The organism is Flagellimonas spongiicola (genome assembly GCF_023502425.1).
GTDB classification, from domain to species: Bacteria; Bacteroidota; Bacteroidia; order Flavobacteriales; family Flavobacteriaceae; genus Flagellimonas; species Flagellimonas spongiicola.
Map to the genome: position 1 here is coordinate 903665 of NZ_JAMFMA010000001.1, position 20635 is coordinate 924299.

17 protein-coding genes are annotated in these 20635 nt (G+C 40.5%); 11 read left to right on the forward strand and 6 right to left on the reverse strand.

Annotated elements, in window-relative coordinates; translation table 11 throughout:
• Positions 1-29: 29 nt before the first annotated feature.
• The 11 genes from M3P19_RS04280 (at position 30) to M3P19_RS04330 (ending at position 13061) form a co-directional block, all read left to right on the forward strand.
• Positions 30-1223 (forward strand): Nramp family divalent metal transporter, encoded by a 1194-nt coding sequence (locus M3P19_RS04280; protein WP_249656392.1) that lies wholly within the window; start codon positions 30-32, stop codon positions 1221-1223.
• On the forward strand, positions 1223-1966 hold the full coding sequence (pxpA, locus tag M3P19_RS04285) for a 5-oxoprolinase subunit PxpA (protein ID WP_249656393.1): 744 nt from the start codon (positions 1223-1225) through the stop codon (positions 1964-1966). Before M3P19_RS04280 ends, pxpA begins: the two co-directional genes overlap by 1 nt.
• A complete protein-coding gene (gene pxpB / locus M3P19_RS04290) occupies positions 1963-2697 on the forward strand; it encodes a 5-oxoprolinase subunit PxpB (RefSeq protein ID WP_249656394.1) in 735 nt (244 codons plus the stop codon). Before pxpA ends, pxpB begins: the two co-directional genes overlap by 4 nt.
• Positions 2690-3529 carry a 5-oxoprolinase subunit C family protein gene (locus tag M3P19_RS04295; RefSeq protein WP_249656395.1) on the forward strand — a complete coding sequence of 280 codons (840 nt, stop codon included), beginning with the start codon at positions 2690-2692 and terminating at the stop codon, positions 3527-3529. The genes pxpB and M3P19_RS04295 overlap by 8 nt, the downstream gene beginning before the upstream one ends.
• Before the next feature lie 361 nt (positions 3530-3890).
• Positions 3891-5570: a dihydroxy-acid dehydratase gene (gene ilvD, locus M3P19_RS04300; protein WP_249656396.1), complete on the forward strand. Its 1680-nt coding sequence runs from the start codon at positions 3891-3893 to the stop codon at positions 5568-5570.
• 56 nt (positions 5571-5626) lie between these two features.
• On the forward strand, positions 5627-7360 hold the full coding sequence (ilvB, locus tag M3P19_RS04305) for a biosynthetic-type acetolactate synthase large subunit (protein WP_249656397.1): 1734 nt from the start codon (positions 5627-5629) through the stop codon (positions 7358-7360).
• 1 nt (position 7361) lies between these two features.
• Entirely contained in the window at positions 7362-7940 is a 579-nt protein-coding gene (locus M3P19_RS04310; RefSeq protein ID WP_249656398.1) for an O-methyltransferase, read from the forward strand.
• Between the two features lie 5 nt (positions 7941-7945).
• Positions 7946-8473: an acetolactate synthase small subunit gene (ilvN, locus tag M3P19_RS04315; protein WP_249656399.1), complete on the forward strand. Its 528-nt coding sequence runs from the start codon at positions 7946-7948 to the stop codon at positions 8471-8473.
• A 23-nt stretch (positions 8474-8496) separates the two neighbouring features.
• Entirely contained in the window at positions 8497-9972 is a 1476-nt protein-coding gene (gene ilvC / locus M3P19_RS04320) for a ketol-acid reductoisomerase (protein WP_249656400.1), read from the forward strand.
• Positions 9973-10010: 38 nt separating this feature from the next.
• Complete coding sequence (ilvA, locus tag M3P19_RS04325; RefSeq protein ID WP_249656401.1) at positions 10011-11315, forward strand: threonine ammonia-lyase IlvA; 1305 nt, start codon at positions 10011-10013, stop codon at positions 11313-11315.
• Between the two features lie 156 nt (positions 11316-11471).
• Positions 11472-13061: an NADP-dependent glyceraldehyde-3-phosphate dehydrogenase gene (locus M3P19_RS04330; protein WP_249656402.1), complete on the forward strand. Its 1590-nt coding sequence runs from the start codon at positions 11472-11474 to the stop codon at positions 13059-13061.
• A gap of 119 nt (positions 13062-13180) precedes the next feature.
• On the opposite strand, the gene M3P19_RS04335 is transcribed toward M3P19_RS04330, so the two are convergent.
• The 6 genes from M3P19_RS04335 to leuC form a co-directional block, all read right to left on the reverse strand.
• A complete protein-coding gene (locus tag M3P19_RS04335; RefSeq protein WP_249656403.1) occupies positions 13181-13933 on the reverse strand; it encodes a methyltransferase family protein in 753 nt (250 codons plus the stop codon).
• A 170-nt stretch (positions 13934-14103) separates the two neighbouring features.
• Positions 14104-15462, reverse strand: coding sequence for a putative metal-binding motif-containing protein (locus M3P19_RS04340; RefSeq protein WP_249656404.1), 1359 nt, complete (start codon positions 15460-15462; stop codon positions 14104-14106).
• Between the two features lie 225 nt (positions 15463-15687).
• Positions 15688-16746 (reverse strand): 3-isopropylmalate dehydrogenase, encoded by a 1059-nt coding sequence (leuB, locus tag M3P19_RS04345; protein WP_249656405.1) that lies wholly within the window; start codon positions 16744-16746, stop codon positions 15688-15690.
• Positions 16747-16770: 24 nt separating this feature from the next.
• Positions 16771-18288 carry an alpha-isopropylmalate synthase regulatory domain-containing protein gene (locus tag M3P19_RS04350; protein WP_249656406.1) on the reverse strand — a complete coding sequence of 506 codons (1518 nt, stop codon included), beginning with the start codon at positions 18286-18288 and terminating at the stop codon, positions 16771-16773.
• A 55-nt stretch (positions 18289-18343) separates the two neighbouring features.
• Positions 18344-18940 (reverse strand): 3-isopropylmalate dehydratase small subunit, encoded by a 597-nt coding sequence (gene leuD, locus M3P19_RS04355; RefSeq protein WP_249656407.1) that lies wholly within the window; start codon positions 18938-18940, stop codon positions 18344-18346.
• Between the two features lie 32 nt (positions 18941-18972).
• Positions 18973-20382 (reverse strand): 3-isopropylmalate dehydratase large subunit, encoded by a 1410-nt coding sequence (gene leuC / locus M3P19_RS04360; protein ID WP_249656408.1) that lies wholly within the window; start codon positions 20380-20382, stop codon positions 18973-18975.
• Positions 20383-20635: the final 253 nt, after the last annotated feature.

Sequence of the window (20635 nt, forward strand, 5' to 3'; positions counted from 1 at the left end):
ATTTTAAAATCCAATATAAAATCGAACCTATGTTTAAAAAAATTGGTCCTGGTATTCTTGTCGCGGCCGCTTTTGTAGGCCCTGGAACCATCACCGTATGTACTTTGGCAGGGGTGAAGTTTGGTTACAGTCTGCTCTGGGCGGTACTGGTTTCCGTAATAGCTACCATTGTATTGCAGGAAATGGCGGGTAGAATAGGTGTATTTACCCAGAAAGGATTGATGGAAGTTGTTAAGGAAGAGATAGGCATGCCGTGGGCGAGAAATGGAGTTGTTGGTTTGGTATTGCTAGCCATTTTGGTGGGTAATGCAGCATATGAAGCTGGAAATATTGGTGGGGCAACCCTAGGTCTTGAAGGTCTGTTCGGAGAATCAACTTGGTCAAAATTTTATCCACTTTGCATTGGTTTGGTGGCTTTCGGTTTACTTTGGTTAAGTAGCTATAAAACCTTGGAGAAAGTTTTTGTTGGGCTAGTTGCCTTGATGGGAATATCGTTTTTGATTGCAGCATTCCAAACCAAACCATCGGGTCTGGAAATTGTAAAAAACCTGTTTATACCAAACTTGCCAGAGCAAAGTCTATTTATGGTTATTGCCCTGGTTGGAACAACAGTAGTTCCCTACAACTTATTTCTGCATGCATCATTGGTAAAAGAGAAATGGAATTCCAAAAACGATATGAAAACTGCAAAATGGGATACCATTATATCCATTGCTTTGGGTGGTGTGGTATCTATGGCCATATTGATTACCGCCATATCCGCACCTTTAGACGAAGTAGGCAATGTGATGGATCTCGCGGTAGGCTTGGAGCCTTTGTTTGGCAAAAGTGCGGTTTACTTTATTGGATGCGGCCTTCTGGCAGCTGGGATAACTTCTGCAATAACGGCGCCTTTAGCTGCGGCCTTTGTTGCCAAAAGTTGTTTGGGATGGAATGGTGGAATGAAAGATAAGCGATTCCGATTGGTATGGATTACCATTTTGGCATTAGGGGTCATTTTTCTGTCTTTTGATATAAAGCCCATTCAAGTCATACAGTTTGCACAGGTCGCTAATGGTATGGTATTACCGATTATGGCTATTCTTTTGCTTTGGATTGTCAATCGGAAGGTTATGGGAAGTTTCCGAAATACTTTGGTTCAGAATATCCTTGGTTTAGCAATAGTTGCTTTTTCCGTGTTTTTGGGCGTAAAAAGTATAGTAAAAGTTTTAGGCCTTTTTTAATGGAAAATTGGAAGATAGATATCAATTGTGATGTTGGGGAAGGCGTTGGTAACGAAGCGCAACTATTCCCATTGATTAGTTCTTGTAACGTTGCATGCGGTGGTCACGCCGGAGATACCAACAGCATGTTGGAAATCGTTCAATTAGCAAAAAAGCACAAAGTGAAGGTAGGAGCGCATCCTTCATATCCAGATAAAGAGAATTTTGGTAGGACCGTATTGGACATCCCGGATCATGATTTGAGGGAGAGTATCAAAAGGCAGCTTGAAGATTTTGGTTCGGTTTTAAATCAATTGGGAGTTCATTGGCACCATATCAAGGCGCATGGGGCATTGTACAACGAAACTGCAAAAAATACCGAGTTGGCAGAATTGCTTTTGGAAACCTTAAAAGATATAGGCGAAAAAGTACCGTTGTATGTTCCTTATGGTTCGGTTATCGCAAAACTAGCTGTGGAAAATGACTTTGAAATTCGCTATGAAGCCTTTGGTGACCGCAACTATAACGCTGACTTAAGCCTGGTGTCTAGAAAGCTTCCAAACGCTTTGATTCATAAACCGCAATCGGTATTGGAGCATGTGTTACCTATCATAAAAAGCAACAAAATTGTTACATCAAATGGCCAAGTTTCACCAATAGAGGCAGATACCCTTTGTATTCATGGAGATACTCCAGAAGCTTTTGAAATATTAACGTATCTTTCAAAACAATTGCCCAAGCATCAGGTAACCATTATAAAGTGAAAGAATTCCCCATCAACATTAAACCGTTTGGCCAAAGGGCAGTCCTTGTGGAATGGCCAAACGAGGTTAACGAAAGCATTCTTAATGACATTCTTCGATTTGTGGACTGTTTTCAGCAGCTTGGATTACCGGGTTGGGAAATGTCCATTGCCTATAATTCCCTAACCATGGTCAGCGCCATGGAAGATATTGATTTTGACCTTATCGCGGAGCAAATTAAGGCATGTCATAATGAAGATGGAAGCCAACAACTTTCCAAAGAAAGGTATTTATGGAAAATCCCAGTTTGTTATGACGCAGAATTTGGTTTAGACCTAAACGAAACCGCACAAACACTGGCATTATCTGTTGATGAATTGATTGTACAGCACACGTCATTTCAATATACAGTGTTTGGAATTGGGTTTCTACCGGGCTTTATGTATCTGGGAGGTTTACCGTCCAAATTGGAGATTCCAAGAAGAAAAGAACCGCGATTGCATGTTGCTAGAGGATCGGTAGGATTGGCAGGTAAACAAACGGGGATTTATCCCCAAGATTCTCCAGGTGGTTGGAATATAATTGGCAGCAGTCCCATACCTATTTTTAATCCTGCATCTGAAAAACCATGTTTTGTGAGCGTTGGCGATAAAATTCAGTTCACGCAAATTTCCCGAGCGGAATATGATTTAAAACGAATTGAGGCCGAAGTGGGCATATTGAGACCCGAAAAACACAAACTGGATGCTTAAAATACTTAAATCTGGGTTTTTTACCACGGTCCAAGACCATGGGCGATTTGGTTTCCGAAGTATTGGAGTACCAGTTTCGGGTGTTATGGATGACGATTCCTCCAGAATTGCCAACCAATTATTGGAAAACCAAACGGACAGTGCAGTATTGGAAATCACAATGACTGGCCCCACGTTACTATTTGAAGCCTCCACTTATATTGCCTTAACGGGAGCATTCTTGTCACCAACCTTGAACAATGAACCCATTGAGAACTATCAAGTTATTAAAGTAAATAAAGGGGATATCCTATCCTATGGCAAATTGCAAAACGGGCTTAGGTCTTACTTGGCGGTTAAAGGAGGATTTAAAACTCAAAAAGTGCTTGGGAGTTATTCGCAATACTATCCGGTAACAATGAAAAAATGTCTGAAGGACGGTGAAAGTGTGGACTTTGAAGAAACCTTGTTATTTAATCCAGCAATTTCTGGCTTAAAAATAGATTCTAAGGCAACAGAGACGGTTTTGAAAGTGCATAAAGGTCCAGAATTTGAGTTGTTATCCAATGAAGCAAAACAAAAGTTGTTCAATACACCTTTTTCTATTTCAGAAAAAAACAATCGAATGGCATACCAATTAGCCGAATTGATTGAGCCACATAAAAATTCCATACTAACTTCGGGTACCATGCCCGGAACCATACAGTATACACCTGCAGGCAGATTAATAATTTTGATGAAGGATGGACAAACCACAGGAGGATACCCTAGAATACTGCAATTAAGTTCTGAATCTATTGGTGTTCTTTCCCAAAAGAGGTTTGGTGATCAAATTTCCTTTGAATTGATTTGAAAAAAAATCAAAACTTTTCGGATTTGAATTTAAAATTTTGTACTCTTGAACTGTGAAAGCATTTAACCGAATCATAAGCGTCGTCATTATTATTCCAGCAATGGAGTGATACAGACCTGCTATTGATTCAATAAAAAAGCCTGTATCATTAAAAGATACAGGCTTTTTTTATGCTCGTAAAAAGAAATGAATATGGTATTTTAAAACGACTTAAAAGATTGATATACAGTAAAATAGATGAGTATTAATTTAAATGGATTTAGAAGGTGTAAAACTGTTAAAAATATAGGGTATCTGAAACATCTATCTTTGGATGATAGAGTAAATTCAACAGGATTCCGCTTTTGAAAGAAATATAACAATGGAATTGAACAAACATAGTAAGAACGTTACCCAAAACCCCTCACAACCAGCATCGCAGGCCATGTTATATGCAACTGGTTTAAAGGAGGAAGACATGAAAAAGGCTCAAGTGGCAATTGGAAGCACCGGTTACGATGGTAACCCATGTAATATGCACTTGAACAGTATTGCACAAGAAATTAAAAGCCATGTCAACAAGACGGGGCAGGTAGGACTGACCTTTGGTACTATTGGTGTATCCGATGGTATTTCCATGGGAACTCCTGGAATGAAGTATTCGTTGGCCTCTAGGGATATTATTGCAGATTCTATGGAAACTGTAATGAACGGAATGTCTTACGATGCTTTGATTGGCGTAGTTGGATGCGATAAAAACATGCCAGGTGCAATTATTGCCATGTTAAGACTTAACAGGCCATCCATTATGGTGTATGGGGGTAGTGTTGCTTCTGGAAAATATAACGGAAGAAAGTTGAATATTGTTTCCGCATTTGAAGCCTTGGGGCAAAAAATAGCTGGGGAAATTGATGAAGCGGAATACAAGGAAATTATCAAACGAGCTATTCCTGGGGCCGGCGCTTGTGGTGGCATGTATACTGCAAATACCATGGCATCTTCCATAGAATGTATGGGAATGGCATTGCCCTACAATTCTTCCATTCCTGCAGTAAATCCAAATAAACTTTCTGAAGCAGAGCGTACCGCATTGGCAATAAAAAATCTGCTGGAACTGGATTTGAAGCCAAAAGATATTGTAACTAAAAAATCAATAGAAAATGCGATAACATTGGTAAATGCACTAGGTGGTTCTACTAATGCTGTATTGCACTACCTAGCTATTGCCTATGCCGCAGATATTGAATTTACTCTGGAAGATTTTCAAAGGATTAGCGATAGGACTCCTTTAATCGGTGATTTGAAACCATCAGGAAAGTATCTGATGGAAGATGTACATGGCATTGGGGGAACTCCAAAAATAATGAAGTATTTATTGGAACAGGGCTTCTTGCATGGTGACTGTATGACCGTAACCGGTAAGACCTTGGCTGAAAACCTTGAAGATGTTGAAGCCATGGAATTTGAAGAGCAAGACTTGCTTTATTCTGTAGATAAAGCATTGAAATCCTCAGGAAATTTACAGATTCTTAAAGGAAATTTAGCGGAAGAAGGTGCTGTGGCCAAGATATCGGGTAAAGAAGGATTGAAATTTGAAGGCAAGGCCGTGGTATACGACAGCGAACCTGAGGCCAACGATGGTATTTCAAACGGAGAAGTGGAAAAAGGCGATGTTGTGGTAATTCGTTATGTGGGACCAAAAGGAGGACCCGGCATGCCAGAAATGCTTAAACCTACATCAATGATAATGGGAGCTGGTCTTGGAAAATCGGTAGCACTGATTACGGATGGCCGTTTTTCAGGAGGCACACATGGTTTTGTGGTAGGTCACGTAACCCCTGAAGCTCAAGTAGGCGGCGCCATTGCCTTGGTAGAAACCGGAGATATTATCACGATAAATGCTCTGGATAACTCCATTACCTTGAATATTTCAGATGAGGAAATGGAAACAAGAAGATCTAAATGGCAAGCCCCACCATTAAAATTTACCAAAGGAATATTATACAAGTACGCAAGATCTGTTGCATCTGCATCAGAGGGTTGTGTAACCGATAAGTATTAAAGGATTAATTCATTCCCATTTTGATAATGGGAATCTCATCAATTAAAGTTGAGCGTATGAATACCGAGACACTAAGAAAAGAAGAACGTAAAACAAGCAAGACCATTAGAATTAGTGGAGCAGAAGCAATTATACATTGCTTGTTGGCCGAAGGGGTGGATTTAATCTATGGTTACCCTGGCGGTGCTATCATGCCCGTTTATGATGAGCTTTACAAATTCCAAGATAAATTGACCCATATCCTGACACGTCATGAGCAAGGTGCAACACATGCAGCTCAAGGCTATGCACGGGTAAGTGGCAAGGTAGGTGTGGCAATGGCAACCTCTGGACCAGGCGCAACCAACTTGGTAACCGGTTTGGCAGATGCACAAATCGACTCTACCCCAATGGTATGCATTACGGGACAGGTGCCGAGGCATTTGTTGGGTTCTGACGCGTTTCAGGAGACAGATATTGTTGGAATTTCAACCCCAGTGACCAAATGGAATTATCAAGTTACCAATGCTAGCGAGATTCCTGAAATATTAGCGAAGGCATTTTATATTGCAAGGTCAGGAAGACCAGGCCCCGTGTTGGTTGATATTACCAAAAATGCCCAATTCGATGAATTGGATTTCAGCTATGAAAAATGTACGGGCGTTAGAAGTTACAAGCCAGTTCCAGAGCCAGATTTAAAGTCTATTGAGGCCGCAGCGGAATTGATTAACAATGCCAAAAAGCCATACATTGTCTTTGGTCAAGGTGTGATTTTGGGAGAAGCCGAAGAACAATTGAAAGCCTTGGTTGAAAAAGCTGGTATTCCTGCAGCTTGGACCATCCTAGGTTTATCAGCAATGGATACGGAGCATCCATTGAATGTTGGAATGGTGGGCATGCATGGAAATTATGGGCCAAATGTCCTTACCAATGAATGTGATGTTTTGATTGCGATTGGGATGCGTTTTGATGATCGGGTAACAGGAAGTCTGGACACCTATGCCAAACAAGCCAAGGTAATCCACTTTGAAATAGACCCGGCAGAAATCAATAAAAATGTGTCCGCAGATGTTGCAGTACTGGGGGATGCCAAGCGTACCTTGGAACTAATCTTACCACTCATTACTAAAAATGAGCACAAAGAATGGCGTGCAGAGTTTGCTAAAAAGTATCAGATAGAATATGATACAGTAATCAAAAAAGATATTGAACCCACTAAAGAAGGGCTCACAATGGGAGAGGTTATTGAACAGATCAATAAGGCTTCCGGACATAAGGCAGTGGTCGTAACAGATGTGGGTCAACATCAAATGATTGCGTGCCGTTATGCAAAATTCAAAGAGTCAAAGAGTAATATTACCTCCGGAGGTCTTGGGACCATGGGATTTGCGCTTCCCGCGGCAATCGGGGCCAAAATGGGGGCAATGGACCGTGAAGTAGTAGCTATTATAGGGGATGGTGGTTATCAGATGACCATTCAGGAATTAGGTGTGATCTTTCAACATAATGTCCCAGTTAAGATTGTAGTGCTCAATAATGATCATCTTGGAATGGTTCGTCAATGGCAGGAACTCTTTTTTGAAAGTAGGTATGCATCTACAGTAATGACCAATCCGGATTTTGTGAAAATCGCTGAGGGATATCATATCAAATCGCGTAGGGTAGTGGAGCGTTCGGATTTAAAGGATGCAGTAGTGGAAATGATTGCTTCCAAAGACCCATATTTCTTGGAAGTACGCGTGGAGAAGGAAGACAACGTTTTCCCTATGATTCCATCCGGAGCTTCAGTTTCAGATATACGATTGAAATAAAATGAATCAAGCCATCATTAGGGACATGCCAGCATTGTATCCGGAATTATTGGATAAGTCTTCGGAAATAGGTTTCCAGATGCCTTCTGACCAATATATTGGAACATTGTTGAAGACATTGGTGGCTTCCAAGCCGGTTGGTAATTTTTTGGAACTGGGTACAGGAATAGGACTTTCATTGTCTTGGATGCTGGATGGGATGGACAATGCTTCCAAACTCACAAGTATTGATAATGATGGCAGTCTTATAGCAATTGCCAAGGAATTTTTTGCGACCGAAGAGCGGCTTCGCCTAGAATGTCAAGATGGGACAACTTGGATCAAACAAAACCAGCATAAAAAGTTTGATTTGATTTTTGCGGATGCTTGGCCAGGTAAATATGATTTGTTGGATGAAACCTTGGGAATGTTGAAATCAGGTGGGTTTTATGTAATCGATGACATGAATCCTCAGTCAAATTGGCCAGATGGACATGCGGACAAAGCTACTGCCTTGATTACGGAATTAGATAACAGAAAAGATATTAAACTAACAAAAATGGATTGGTCAACGGGAGTAATCGTTGCAGTCAAACTATAATAGACATGGAAAGACAGTGGTATACCATCTCGGTGTATTCGGAAAACAACGTAGGGTTGTTAAATAGAATATCAGGAATATTCTTAAAGAGACACATCAATATTGAAAGTTTAAATGTCTCTAAATCAGAGATTGAGCATGTTTCTAAATTTACTATTGTAATCTACTCTACGGAGGATTGGGCCCGCAAGATAGTGGGACAGATCGAGAAACAGATTGAAGTGATCAAAGCATTCTATCATACGGATGATGAAACCATCTATCAAGAATCTGCGATCTTTAAAATTGCATCCCACTTACTTTTTGATGAGCGTCAAATTCAGAATATCATCAAGGAAAGCAATTCTCAGATTGTAACTGTTTCCAGAGATTTCTTTGTTTTGGCAAAAACGGGTCGTAGGCATGAAATTGATGAGATGCACGACGCTTTGGAACCCTTTGGCATTATGCAGTTTGTTCGATCTGGAAGAATTGCGGTCACAAAGGCTACAATGCCTATTACAAACATATTAGAAGAATTTCATAATCAATAAATAGCACTAAATAGAAACCAAAAATGACAAATTACTTTAATACGCTTTCGCTTCGTGATCAATTGACACAACTTGGAAAATGCAGATTCATGGAAGCCAGCGAGTTTGCTGATGGCGTAACGGCATTAAAAGGTAAAAAGATTGTAATTGTAGGCTGTGGGGCACAAGGATTGAACCAAGGATTGAATATGAGAGATTCCGGTTTGGATATTTCATACACCCTTAGAGAGGCAGCTATCAAAGAGCAACGACAATCGTACAAAAATGCTACGGAAAACAATTTTACCGTTGGCACCTATGAGGAATTGGTTCCAACGGCAGATTTGGTTATCAACTTAACCCCGGACAAGCAGCATACCAATGTAGTAGGAGCTGTAATGCCTCTAATGAAGCAAGGTGCTACACTTTCCTATTCGCATGGATTCAACATTGTAGAAGAAGGAATGCAAGTTCGTAAGGATTTGACTGTGATCATGGTGGCTCCTAAAAGCCCAGGTTCGGAAGTAAGAGAAGAATACAAAAGAGGTTTTGGTGTACCTACATTGATTGCAGTGCACCCAGAAAATGATCCTGAAGGAAAGGGGCTGGAGCAAGCAAAGGCTTATGCTGCGGCCACTGGTGGACATAGAGCAGGTGTGTTGGAATCTTCGTTTGTTGCAGAGGTAAAATCAGATTTAATGGGCGAGCAAACCATTCTTTGTGGTTTATTGCAAACTGGTTCCATCTTGTCTTTCAATAAAATGTTGGAAAAGGGAATAGATGCAGGTTATGCTTCAAAATTGATTCAATACGGATGGGAAACCATTACAGAAGGATTAAAACATGGCGGAGTTACCAATATGATGGACCGTTTGTCCAATCCTGCCAAAATAAAGGCTTATGACCTGGCTGAGGAGCTAAAGGATATTATGCGTCCTTTGTTCCAAAAACATCAAGATGATATCATGAGCGGTTATTTCTCCAAAACCATGATGGAAGATTGGGCAGATGGCGATAAAAACCTATTGACTTGGAGGGCTGCTACAGGAGAAACAGCTTTTGAAAAGACTCCTGCTGGTGCTGTTGAGATTTCTGAGCAAGAATACTATGACAATGGTGTCTTAATGGTTGCTTTTGTGAAGTCAGGCGTAGAATTGGCTTATGAAACAATGACGGAATCCGGAATTATTGGAGAATCTGCTTATTATGAATCCTTGCATGAGACACCGTTGATTGCAAACACCATTGCAAGAAAGAAATTGTTCGAAATGAACCGTGTGATATCTGATACCGCGGAGTACGGATGTTATTTATTTGATCATGCTTGCAAACCTTTGTTAGAAGAATTCATGAAGACCATTGATGTTGATGTTATTGGAAAGCACTATGGTGAAGGAAATGACAATGGTGTTGATAATGTAAAGCTAATTGCCGTAAACAAGGCGCTACGCGAACATCCGGTAGAAGTCGTAGGAACACGTTTACGCGAGTCCATGACCGCTATGAAACCTATTGTCTAGGTTATACGGCAGGATGAAATAATCCAAAAGGGATTCCCATGGGAACTACCATAAAAGATACTATAAGAAAACAGGGGCATGACAAAAACGTGCCCCTTTACTTTCCTAAAATAGCGGACATTAAAGCGGCAGCTTCAACCATAGCTAAGGTTGCCCATGTTACCCCGTTGCAGCAGAGTATCAGATATTCGAAAAAATTCAATGCTGAGATTCTACTAAAAAGAGAAGATCTACATAGGGTTAGAAGCTATAAGATCAGAGGGGCATTTAACAAGATAAGCTCCTTGACCCAGGAAGAATTAAAACAGGGCGTAGTGTGCGCAAGTGCCGGAAACCATGCCCAGGGCGTTGCTTTTGCCTGTAATCATTTAGGGGTACAGGGTACAATTTTCATGCCGGTGGTAACGCCAAAACAGAAAATAGACCAAACTAAAATGTTTGGCGGCGATTGGGTTAATGTAGTATTGGAAGGGGATACCTTTGATGATTCTTCCAAGGCTGCACATCTGTTTTGTGAAGCTCAAAATAAGACATTTGTTCATCCTTTTGATGATCCAAAGACCATAGAGGGCCAGGCAACGGTTGGTCTGGAAATCATGAACCAATCTGAGGTGCAGATAGACTATGTGTTTGTTGCGGTTGGAGGTGGTGGGTTAGCTTCTGGACTTTGTGCCACTTTTAAGGAGCTCTCACCCAAAACAAAAATTATTGGAATAGAACCGGAAGGGGCACCTTCAATGACCAAGTCCATAGCAGCTGGACAACTGGTTGAACTTCCTGAAATTGATAAATTTATAGATGGTGCCGCAGTGCAAAAGGTGGGCGGTTACACCTATTCCATCTGCAAAGAACATCTGCATAAAATGATTACTGTTCCAGAAGGTAAAGTATGTCAAACCATTTTGGAGCTTTATAATAGAGATGCCATCGTGGTTGAGCCTGCCGGTGCGCTTACTATTGCGGCTTTGGATTCCTTCAAGGAAGAAATTGAAGGTAAAAATGTGGTCTGCATTGTCAGCGGTAGTAACAATGATATCACTAGAACCGCCGAAATCAAAGAAAGGGCACTACTTTATGGCAATCTCAAGCATTATTTTATTATTCGATTTCCGCAAAGACCTGGAGCATTGAAGGAATTTGTAGCGGATATTTTGGGGCCAGATGATGACATCACGCATTTTGAGTATTCCAAAAAATCAAGTCGCGAAAATGCGCCGGCAGTTGTAGGTATTGAATTGAAATCTCCGGAAGATTTAGAACCCTTAATGCAACGTATGAAGGCGAATAATTTCTTTGGGGATTATCTCAATGATAAACCTGATTTATTCCAGTATTTAATTTAATCGTTTCACAGAATTCCTTGAATTCCAGATATCGGTTCAACTAAAACGTTTTCGTTGCTATCCCTTTGAAAATAAGGGGTTTTCCAACTTTTTTTGTCTTAGATTTGTCATTTAATCAATGAGCGAGGATACAGCGATAAGCACAAAAAATCGATTATGTCAGATAATGTAAAAATTCCAGAAGCACTTCAGATAAAGTCAGAAATCCATCAAAAAACCTATTTGGTCAATGGGGAATTAAAAGAGTGGAAGGGAGAAAACTCCACCGTAATATCCACCATATCCACCACCAAGGCTTATGCGCATACCGTATTGGGTAGTATCCCAGCCATGGGTGAAAAAGAGGCATTAGAGGCATTGGATGCGGCAACAGGAGCTTTTAACAAAGGGCAAGGTGTTTGGCCTACTATGAAGGTCAAGGATCGTATTGAATGTATGGAGACCTTCGTGAAGAAGATGGAAGAGAAAAGGGAAGAGGTAGTCAAGCTATTAATGTGGGAAATTGGAAAATCCATGCCTGATTCTTACAAGGAGTTTGATCGTACCGTGGAGTATATTTATGATACCATTGAAGATTATAAACAATTGGATCGCGATTCTGCCAAGTTTAGTAAGCATGATGGTGTTTACGCCCATATCCGCAGAGGACCTTTGGGTGTGGTGTTATGTCTTGGTCCCTATAACTATCCACTAAACGAGACGTTTGCCTTATTGATCCCTGCCATTATCATGGGGAATACGACCATATTTAAACCTGCCAAACATGGTGTATTGCTAATTACTCCCTTATTGGAGGCGTTCCAAGCCAGTTTTCCAAAAGGTGTGGTAAATATACTTTTTGGAAGGGGTAGAGCTGTGGCTGGTCCCATTATGAAAACAGGAAAAGTAGACGTATTGGCCCTTATCGGGAATAGTAAATCGGCAAATGCGCTACAGGACCAACACCCTAAAAGTAATCGTTTGCGATTGGTTCTAGGATTGGAAGCAAAGAATCCCGCAATAATTTTACCTGATGCAGACTTGGATTTAACCATAAATGAATGCATCGCCGGAACCTTGTCTTTTAATGGACAGCGTTGTACAGCATTAAAAGTGGTTTATGTGCACGAGGATGTAAAGGATGAATTTTTAAAACGATTTTCAGAGAAGGTAGATGGGTTGAAATTTGGCAATCCGTGGGATAAAGATGTGAAACTTACACCATTACCAGAACCTGGCAAGCCAGACTACATCCAGGAATTGTTGGATGATGCAAAAGAAAAAGGCGGAAAGGTCCAAAACAAGAAAGGAGGAAAACGTTCTGACAATTACATATGGCCCGCAGTGTTATACCCAGTGACCAAGGATATGAGAGTTTACGAGGAAGAGCAGTTTGGGCCAATAATTCCAGTGGTTTCTTTTACGGACATAGAAGAACCTTTAAATGACATGGCCGAGTCCAATTACGGACAACAGGTAAGTTTGTTTGGTAAAGATGTGTACACACTTTCACCATTGATTGATACATTGGCTAATTTGGTATGCCGTGTGAATCTAAACAGCTCTTGCCAACGTGGTCCAGATGTATACCCATTTACAGGGCGAAAGGACTCTGCACAGTCTACATTAAGCGTACATGATGCCTTACGTTCTTTCTCAGTTAGAACCTTTGTGGCCTTTAAGGATAATGAGTTAAACAACGAGACCATAGAACAATTGTTAGAGGCCAAAGTGAGCAATTTTTTAAGTACGGATTATATACTCTAAGAGCATTTTAATGCCCAAATAACTCTTTCATATTAAGTAACTTGATTCTGAAGAAGTATAAAAAAAGGCCTAACAAAAGTTAAGACCCTTTCTTCATGAAAAAACTACCAATTGCTAAATCATTTGTCTTTTTCGTCTAATAAAGACGTGGTTTTTTTAAGTAGGGTAATTAGTAAGAACAGTATTCCGGAACCTAGAAACCCTAAAAACCATATGGCTTTGAAGTTGGTTTTTTGCATGATCAATTCACCTGCCACATCAAAAAGAAAAAATATTAAGAATAGATTAAACAGCCCATTTACCTCGGCTTTGATGACCTTCTTTGGATTAAATGAATGTTCTGATTTTTTAAAGGATTTAAAGTTTGGAATGAAAGTGGGTACATTCTTGGACCATTGGAGGTACTCCGCTCCAAATTTATTTCGCAAATATTGTTCCTCTGCGAACATGATACGTTCGTAATACACCCAATACAAAAAGCAAAAAGCAATTACAAACCAAAGGTTTTCAGTAAGCAGGGCAGGGGATAGCCACATTAAGAAATTGCCTACGTAAAGGGGGTGTCTGCATAAGGAATAACTACCTGTTGTATTTAGGTAATCAGCAACTTGACCTTTTACATTCCTGCCCGAAGTGTTTTTAGGAGCGTATCCCACGGTATAAATCCGTATGCCAAGACCTAGCAAACCAACCCATAAACAAAACATCTCAAAATAAAGTTCATAGGCGGAAGAACGAATTGGAAATTGCTCTGCATGAAGTTCGGTCTGCAAGTATAGGCCAATACCTACCAGTAGAATCAATATAGGGAGGTAAGTTCTTCTTCTGAACAGCCAAACGCCTTGTTTTTCTAGTTCTTCTTGTAATGCCATTTTGGATGAATCGTTAAATACGTCAAAAATAAATGAGCCCAGTGGTCATCGAGGTGCTTAATTGATGAATGCCTGATTTGAATTGACGGATGGTGGATTGGAATTGAAACAAAAATGGCCTTGGAAATTCCAAAGGCCATTTTCGAGTACTAAACGGATTATTGATTAGCTTACTTTTTCTTCTCGGCCGGCGTAGATCTTGTCAAAGCGAAGCCACCGCCACCATCTTCATCCAAGGTGTATTGGGTGAAGGTTATTTCTAAGAAGATGTCTTCTTCCACAATATGCATACCCAATTTGGTACCTACAAGCGCACTGAAATCATAATCACTGTAGGTTCCTCCTACACCTCCTACTTCCGCAGAAATTTCAAAGTCGTTTATTGGATAATATACCTGACCACCTTGTTTGATTACAGTCAAGGAATTCAACAAGTTTTTAAAGCTCATATAGTTGGTTGGATTACCAAGCTTACCATATGGGAATTTTGTATTGGTTTCCGACAAAATCGTCCATTTAGTTCCTTCCATACCTCCTGTTGGATCTCCAGGGATATTGTTTGTGATTTGGAAGGTGCCATTGCCTGTTAAGCGATATAACAAATCGGATAGATCGTCACTTTCATGGACGGGAGCGTCACCACCAACATTATTTTCCCACCATTTTAAATTGTGTATAGGACCTAAATATTTTCGACTTAATACCACATTGTCAGTAATTTTATGTTGGTTTGCTTCATCTGTCCATATAGCTTCATCCGCTCGACTAAACGCTACCAGTTCTCCGTCCCAGATGATACCTTGCAAACCATCGCAATCGTTGTCTATGCCATCTCCAAGAATTTCTTCTGCGCCACTATAGGCTGCCGGTTCAGCATCATTACAATCATCGCTGTTGGAAACGTAGTTTACTAAATCCTCTAAAAATTCCAGTGGTTTGGAATTTCCAGGGTCCCCAAAGCCATCGGAATCACCATCAAAATACCAGATTTCACCAATAAATGCACCTGATTCTTCATCATTTAAATCCAAATCATTAGTAACAAAATCTTCAGGTATAGGACAACCCACTATGAATTGACTTTTGTCAGGATTTCCGTATCCGTCATTATCTCCATCTTCAAAAACTTGAATTTCAACAAGACTATCTGGATTGATATCAGCATTAGTGTCATCGCAGTCGTCAGAATTGGCTACAAAACCTTCTGGCGGTGTTTCCAAACAGCCAATTGATTTATTATTGATGTCACCAAAGCTATCTTCGTCTTCATCCTTATAAAACGTTGTGCGTTCAACACAGTCATTTTCACCAATGGCTGGATTGGAATCATCCAAATCTTTATTGTTGGTCACATAACCAGCAGGTACGGGAAGGGTAGTTCTTATTTGTACCGCTTGATTTCCAAAACCATCAAGATCTTCATCTAAATAGGCGGTAATTACTTCCTCGATTTTCTCTGGATTACAGGAAATGAATATTCCAATACCAAATAGCAAGATCAGCTTGCAAAATACGCTAGGGGTTTTCATAATTGATTTATTTTAGGGTTTGTAATCATTAGGTGATTATTTTAATAATGCGCCGAAATTACTTTCGCCCCGCAATAATTATGAGCCTCAATTGATGAATGCACCATTTGAGTTGACGTATGCTGATTTTGACTTGATATGCTTTTTTCGATAGGTCTAAATGAAGCATAAAAAAACCTGCAACTTTGGTTGCAGGTTCAGTGTATATAATTGTTTGTCGGAAATCTATTGGATATTTTTCGCTAGCCAATTGCCGACTTCACTGGTTTTATAGGATTTTCCGCCATCTGCCAAATCTTCTGTTACCACGCCTTCGGCTAGGGATTTGTTTACTACATCCCTTATGGCCTTTGCTTCATCCTGTAATTCGAAATCCTCAAACAACATAGCTGCAGAAAGAACAGTAGCTAATGGATTGGCAATATCTTTGCCAGCTGCCTGTGGATAGGAACCATGAATTGGTTCATAAAGCGATACATTGCTTCCTAATGAGGAAGAGGGCATTAATCCCATAGAACCGGAGATGACGGATGCTTCGTCCGTTAATATGTCCCCAAAAAGATTGGCGGTGATGATAACGTCATACCCTTTTGGCCATTGAATCAGTCGCATAGCCACAGCGTCCACAAACTCATACGAAACTTCTACCTCTGGATATTCCTTTTCTAAGCCTTGCACAGTTTCACGCCAAAGTCTAGAGGCTTCCAACACATTTGCCTTATCTACACAGCAAAGTTTTTTACCCCGTTTCATCGCCATGTCAAATCCTTTTCGAGCAAGACGCTCTACTTCAAAACGTTGGTAGGTCATGGTGTCAAATGCAGTATCGCCATCATCTTTTCTCCCGCGTTCACCAAAATATACACCACCGGTCAATTCCCTTAGAATAATCAAATCCGTTCCTTCAATGCGCTCACGTTTCAATGGTGACTTATCAATCAAAGAAGGAAAGGTAAAAGTTGGCCTTACATTGGCGAATAGACCAAGCTTTTGACGCATTTTCAACAAACCTTGTTCAGGACGAACCTTGGCACTTGGGTCATTGTCAAATCTAGGATGTCCAATGGCACCAAATAATACCGCATCAGCATTGGCACATACTTCGTGGGTTTCATCAGGATAGGGTTCCCCTACGGCATCAATCGCGGCTGCACCGGTCAAAGCCGGTGTCCATTTGATCTCATGGTTGTATTTTTTGGCTACAGCATCTGATACTTTGACGGCTTGGTCAATCACCTCTGGGCCAATTCCGTCTCCTGCTAATAGTGCAATATTGAGTTTCATTTATGTTGTGGGTTATCTAGTTATTTAAAATAAGTTGAGCATTTTTTCGGTGGCTTTTATAGCTGATACCGTTTGGTCTGAATCCAAGCCACGTGTGGTGAAATCCTTTTCCGGTGTTTGCCATGTTATTATCGTTTCACACAATGCATCTGAACTGCTACCGGGCGGGATTCGAACGGCGTAATCCACCAATTTGGGTAATTCTATCTTTTCTTTCCTGTACACTTTTCGCAATGCATTGATGAATGCATCAAATTGCCCGTCTCCTTGGGCATTTTCCTCATATTCCTTTCCATCAATCTCAATGGAAAGCGTAGTGGAGGGTTTCAGTCCTTTTGAATGTGTAAGTACATATGATTTTACAAAAACACGTTGTTGGTGCAATTCGGAATCCAGAACATCTGAAATAATAAAGGGAAGGTCGTCTTTTGTAACTCTTTCCTTTTTGTCACCTAACTCAATTATACGTTCTGTGACTTTTTTTAGTTCTTCATCGTTCAGCGTCAATCCAAGCTCCTGAAGGTTCTTTTGAATATTGGCTTTTCCTGATGTCTTCCCTAAGGCATACTTTCGTTTTCGACCGAAACGTTCTGGCAGAAGATTGTTAAAGTAAAGATTCTTTTTATTATCTCCATCTGCATGTATACCAGCAGTTTGCGTAAAAACATTATCTCCAACAATAGGTTTGTTGTCTGGAATGCCAAACCCTGTGAATGTACTTACCAGCTTGCTTACTTTGTAAAGTGAAGACTCTTTGACACCAATATTGATTTGTGGTAAAAAATCATTGATTACGGCAACTACACTTGCTAATGGTGCATTGCCAGCACGTTCTCCCATCCCGTTTACGGTAAGGTGTAAACCATGACATCCTGCTTTTAAGGCTTCCATAACATTGGCCACGCTTAAATCATAGTCATTGTGACCATGAAAATCAAAGTGATTGTTAGGATAGCGCGTAATGATTTTATTCAAAAACTCAAAGGTTTCATCATGCGTTAAAACACCTAACGTATCTGGCAGTAGAATACGTTTAACTGGTTGTTGTGTCAAAAAATCCAGGTATTCAAAAACGTAATCTGGCGAATTTCGCATTCCATTGCTCCAATCCTCCAAATAAACATTGGTGGTGATGCCCTTATCCGTGGCAAGGGAAACAACCGCGGCAATATCTTTAAAATGTTGCTCCGGCGTTTTCTTTAACTGATGTGTGAGGTGGTTAAGTGAACCCTTGGTCAATAAGTTTTGAACTTTTGCCCCCGCTTGTTCCATCCATTCCAAGGAAACACCCTTGTCCACAAAGGTCAATACCTCAACCTTATCCAAATAACCCTCTGAATCAGCCCATTCCGTGATGTTCTTGACTGCATTGAATTCCCCGTCTGATACACGCGCAGAAGCCACCTCTATACGATCCACCTTCAATTCTTCCAAAAGTAGTTTGGCCAATGTCAGTTTCTCTGAGGAAGAGAATGAAACTCCGGATGTCTGCTCACCATCCCTCAAGGTGGTGTCCATGATTTCAACAGTCCTTTGGCTCATGTGTTCTTGGATTTATTTGGAATTGTAGAGACCGAAGCCTTATCAGCCATTAGTGTTATAGGGGTGTATTAGCGGCAAAAGTTTCAATGTCTTTTTTGATATTGAGTAAATAATCAATATCGTCAAAACCATTCTGAAGATTCCCTTTTTTGTAATCGTTAATTGCAAATCTCTCCTGCTCACCAGTTTCAGAAATAGTAATCGTCTGTTCGGGAAGGTTCACAACAAGTTCTGACTTTGGATTGGCTTCTATTGCCTTGAAAATTTTATCTAGGAACTCAGGGCTTACTTGTACAGGAAGCACACCAATGTTCAAACAATTATTACGAAAGATATCAGCGAAAAAACTGGATACCACACATCGGAAGCCATAATCATAAACAGCCCATGCTGCATGCTCCCGTGAGGAACCTGATCCGAAGTTTTTCCCACCTACTAGGATTTTCCCGCTATAAATTGGGTTATTCAACACAAAATTCTCCTTTGTAGTATCATCAGAGTTATAACGCCAATCCCGGAATAGGTTATCGCCAAATCCTTTACGCTCGGTAGCTTTTAAAAATCGAGCTGGAATGATTTGATCTGTATCCACATTTTCGATGGGAAGTGGAACAGCTGAACTTGTTAGTATATTGAATTTATCGTAAGCCATTGTTTTAATCTGTTATCAGTGAAAATAAGTGTTTAAGCATCTTGAAGTTCAAGCAACTCCCTTGGATCAGTTACCTTACCGGTAACGGCTGCGGCTGCGGCCACTAACGGACTCGCCAAAAGTGTTCTAGCTCCTGGGCCTTGTCTACCTTCAAAATTCCTGTTGGATGTACTTACTGCATATTTACCAGCAGGGATCTTATCGTCGTTCATGGCCAAACATGCAGAACATCCTGGTTCGCGTAGCTCAAAACCTGCGCTATGCAAAATATCCAAAATCCCTTCCTCTTTTATTGCTTCTTCAACCCGATGTGATCCAGGCACCAACCATGCAGTCACGTTATCCGCTTTTCTTCTTCCTTTGATTATAGAGGCAAATGCCCTGAAATCTTCAATCCTACCATTCGTGCAGCTTCCTAGGAATACAAAGTCAATAGGTTTGCCAATCATAGGATCGCCCTCATTAAACTCCATGTAGGCCAATGACTTTTTATAAGTGGCAGCGCCTCCTTCAACAGCTTCTGCAGTTGGTATGTCGTTTTGGATTCCCATACCCATTCCTGGATTGGTTCCGTAGGTGATCATTGGTTCAATATCCGATGCATTGAAATGCAATTCCTTGTCAAATTCGGCCTTATGATCAGTATAAAGCGTGTTCCAATAATCCATGGCTTTGTCCCAATCTGCGCCTTTTGGTGCAAATTCTCGGCCTTTAATATACTCCATGGTCTTCTCATCGGGTGCGATCATACCACCACGAGCTCCCATTTCTATACTAAGGTTACAAACGGTCATTCGTCCTTCCATGGACATATTACGAAAAACATCACCTGCATATTCCACGAAATAACCAGTGGCTCCTGAGGTGGTTAATTTTGAAATGATAAACAAAGCAACATCTTTTGGTGTAACGGCTTTATTAAGTTCGCCATTGATGTTGATTCGCATGCTTTTTGGTTTTGGTTGCATGATACATTGGGTGGAAAGCACCATTTCCACTTCACTGGTACCAATGCCAAATGCTATTGCCCCAAAAGCGCCATGCGTTGAGGTATGTGAATCTCCACAGACAATTGTTGCGCCAGGAACGGTAATACCATTTTCGGGACCAATAACATGGACAATACCATTTTTCTCATGTCCAAGTCCCCAATAAGGAATGTTATGCGCTTTTGAATTCTCTTCCAATGCCTTCAATTGATTGGCAGACAGTTCGTCTTTAACCGGTAAGTGTTGGTTGATGGTTGGGGTATTGTGATCCGCAGTAGCAAAAGTGCGTTCAGGATAGAGTACCTGAATACCGCGATTCTTCAACCCCAGAAAAGCTACAGGGCTAGTGACTTCATGTACCAAATGCCTATCGATAAAAAGCACGTCTGGGCCGTTTTGGATGCTTTGAACTACATGTGAATCCCAAACTTTGTCAAATAGTGTCTTGCTCATTTTAACCTTCAAAATTTATCAAGTTGTAAATTTAAAACTTGCTTGAAAAAACTGCTTTTTCAAGTTTTTAAAATTACGATGTTCAAGGAGGTTTATACCGATGAAATTGGAGGATTTACCACTAATTTTCGAATTCAAACAAAAAGAAATCTGAATGTTTGATACGTCAGAAATGGGTATAAGCAATTAATGACTTCTTATATCCAAGATGGCATGGGTTCATATTAACCATCGACTTTCTGGGATTTTTAAT

Coding starts and splice junctions, on each gene's coding strand:
- M3P19_RS04340 (WP_249656404.1), bottom strand. CDS start 15,462: ATGAAAACCCCTAGCGTATTTTGCAAGCTGATCTTGCTATTTGGTATT.
- M3P19_RS04280 (WP_249656392.1), top strand. CDS start 30: ATGTTTAAAAAAATTGGTCCTGGTATTCTTGTCGCGGCCGCTTTTGTA.
- M3P19_RS04310 (WP_249656398.1), top strand. CDS start 7,362: ATGAATCAAGCCATCATTAGGGACATGCCAGCATTGTATCCGGAATTA.
- M3P19_RS04295 (WP_249656395.1), top strand. CDS start 2,690: ATGCTTAAAATACTTAAATCTGGGTTTTTTACCACGGTCCAAGACCAT.
- ilvA (WP_249656401.1), top strand. CDS start 10,011: ATGGGAACTACCATAAAAGATACTATAAGAAAACAGGGGCATGACAAA.
- ilvN (WP_249656399.1), top strand. CDS start 7,946: ATGGAAAGACAGTGGTATACCATCTCGGTGTATTCGGAAAACAACGTA.
- leuD (WP_249656407.1), bottom strand. CDS start 18,940: ATGGCTTACGATAAATTCAATATACTAACAAGTTCAGCTGTTCCACTT.
- ilvB (WP_249656397.1), top strand. CDS start 5,627: ATGAATACCGAGACACTAAGAAAAGAAGAACGTAAAACAAGCAAGACC.
- pxpA (WP_249656393.1), top strand. CDS start 1,223: ATGGAAAATTGGAAGATAGATATCAATTGTGATGTTGGGGAAGGCGTT.
- leuC (WP_249656408.1), bottom strand. CDS start 20,382: ATGAGCAAGACACTATTTGACAAAGTTTGGGATTCACATGTAGTTCAA.
- ilvD (WP_249656396.1), top strand. CDS start 3,891: ATGGAATTGAACAAACATAGTAAGAACGTTACCCAAAACCCCTCACAA.
- leuB (WP_249656405.1), bottom strand. CDS start 16,746: ATGAAACTCAATATTGCACTATTAGCAGGAGACGGAATTGGCCCAGAG.
- M3P19_RS04335 (WP_249656403.1), bottom strand. CDS start 13,933: ATGGCATTACAAGAAGAACTAGAAAAACAAGGCGTTTGGCTGTTCAGA.
- M3P19_RS04330 (WP_249656402.1), top strand. CDS start 11,472: ATGTCAGATAATGTAAAAATTCCAGAAGCACTTCAGATAAAGTCAGAA.
- M3P19_RS04350 (WP_249656406.1), bottom strand. CDS start 18,288: ATGAGCCAAAGGACTGTTGAAATCATGGACACCACCTTGAGGGATGGT.
- ilvC (WP_249656400.1), top strand. CDS start 8,497: ATGACAAATTACTTTAATACGCTTTCGCTTCGTGATCAATTGACACAA.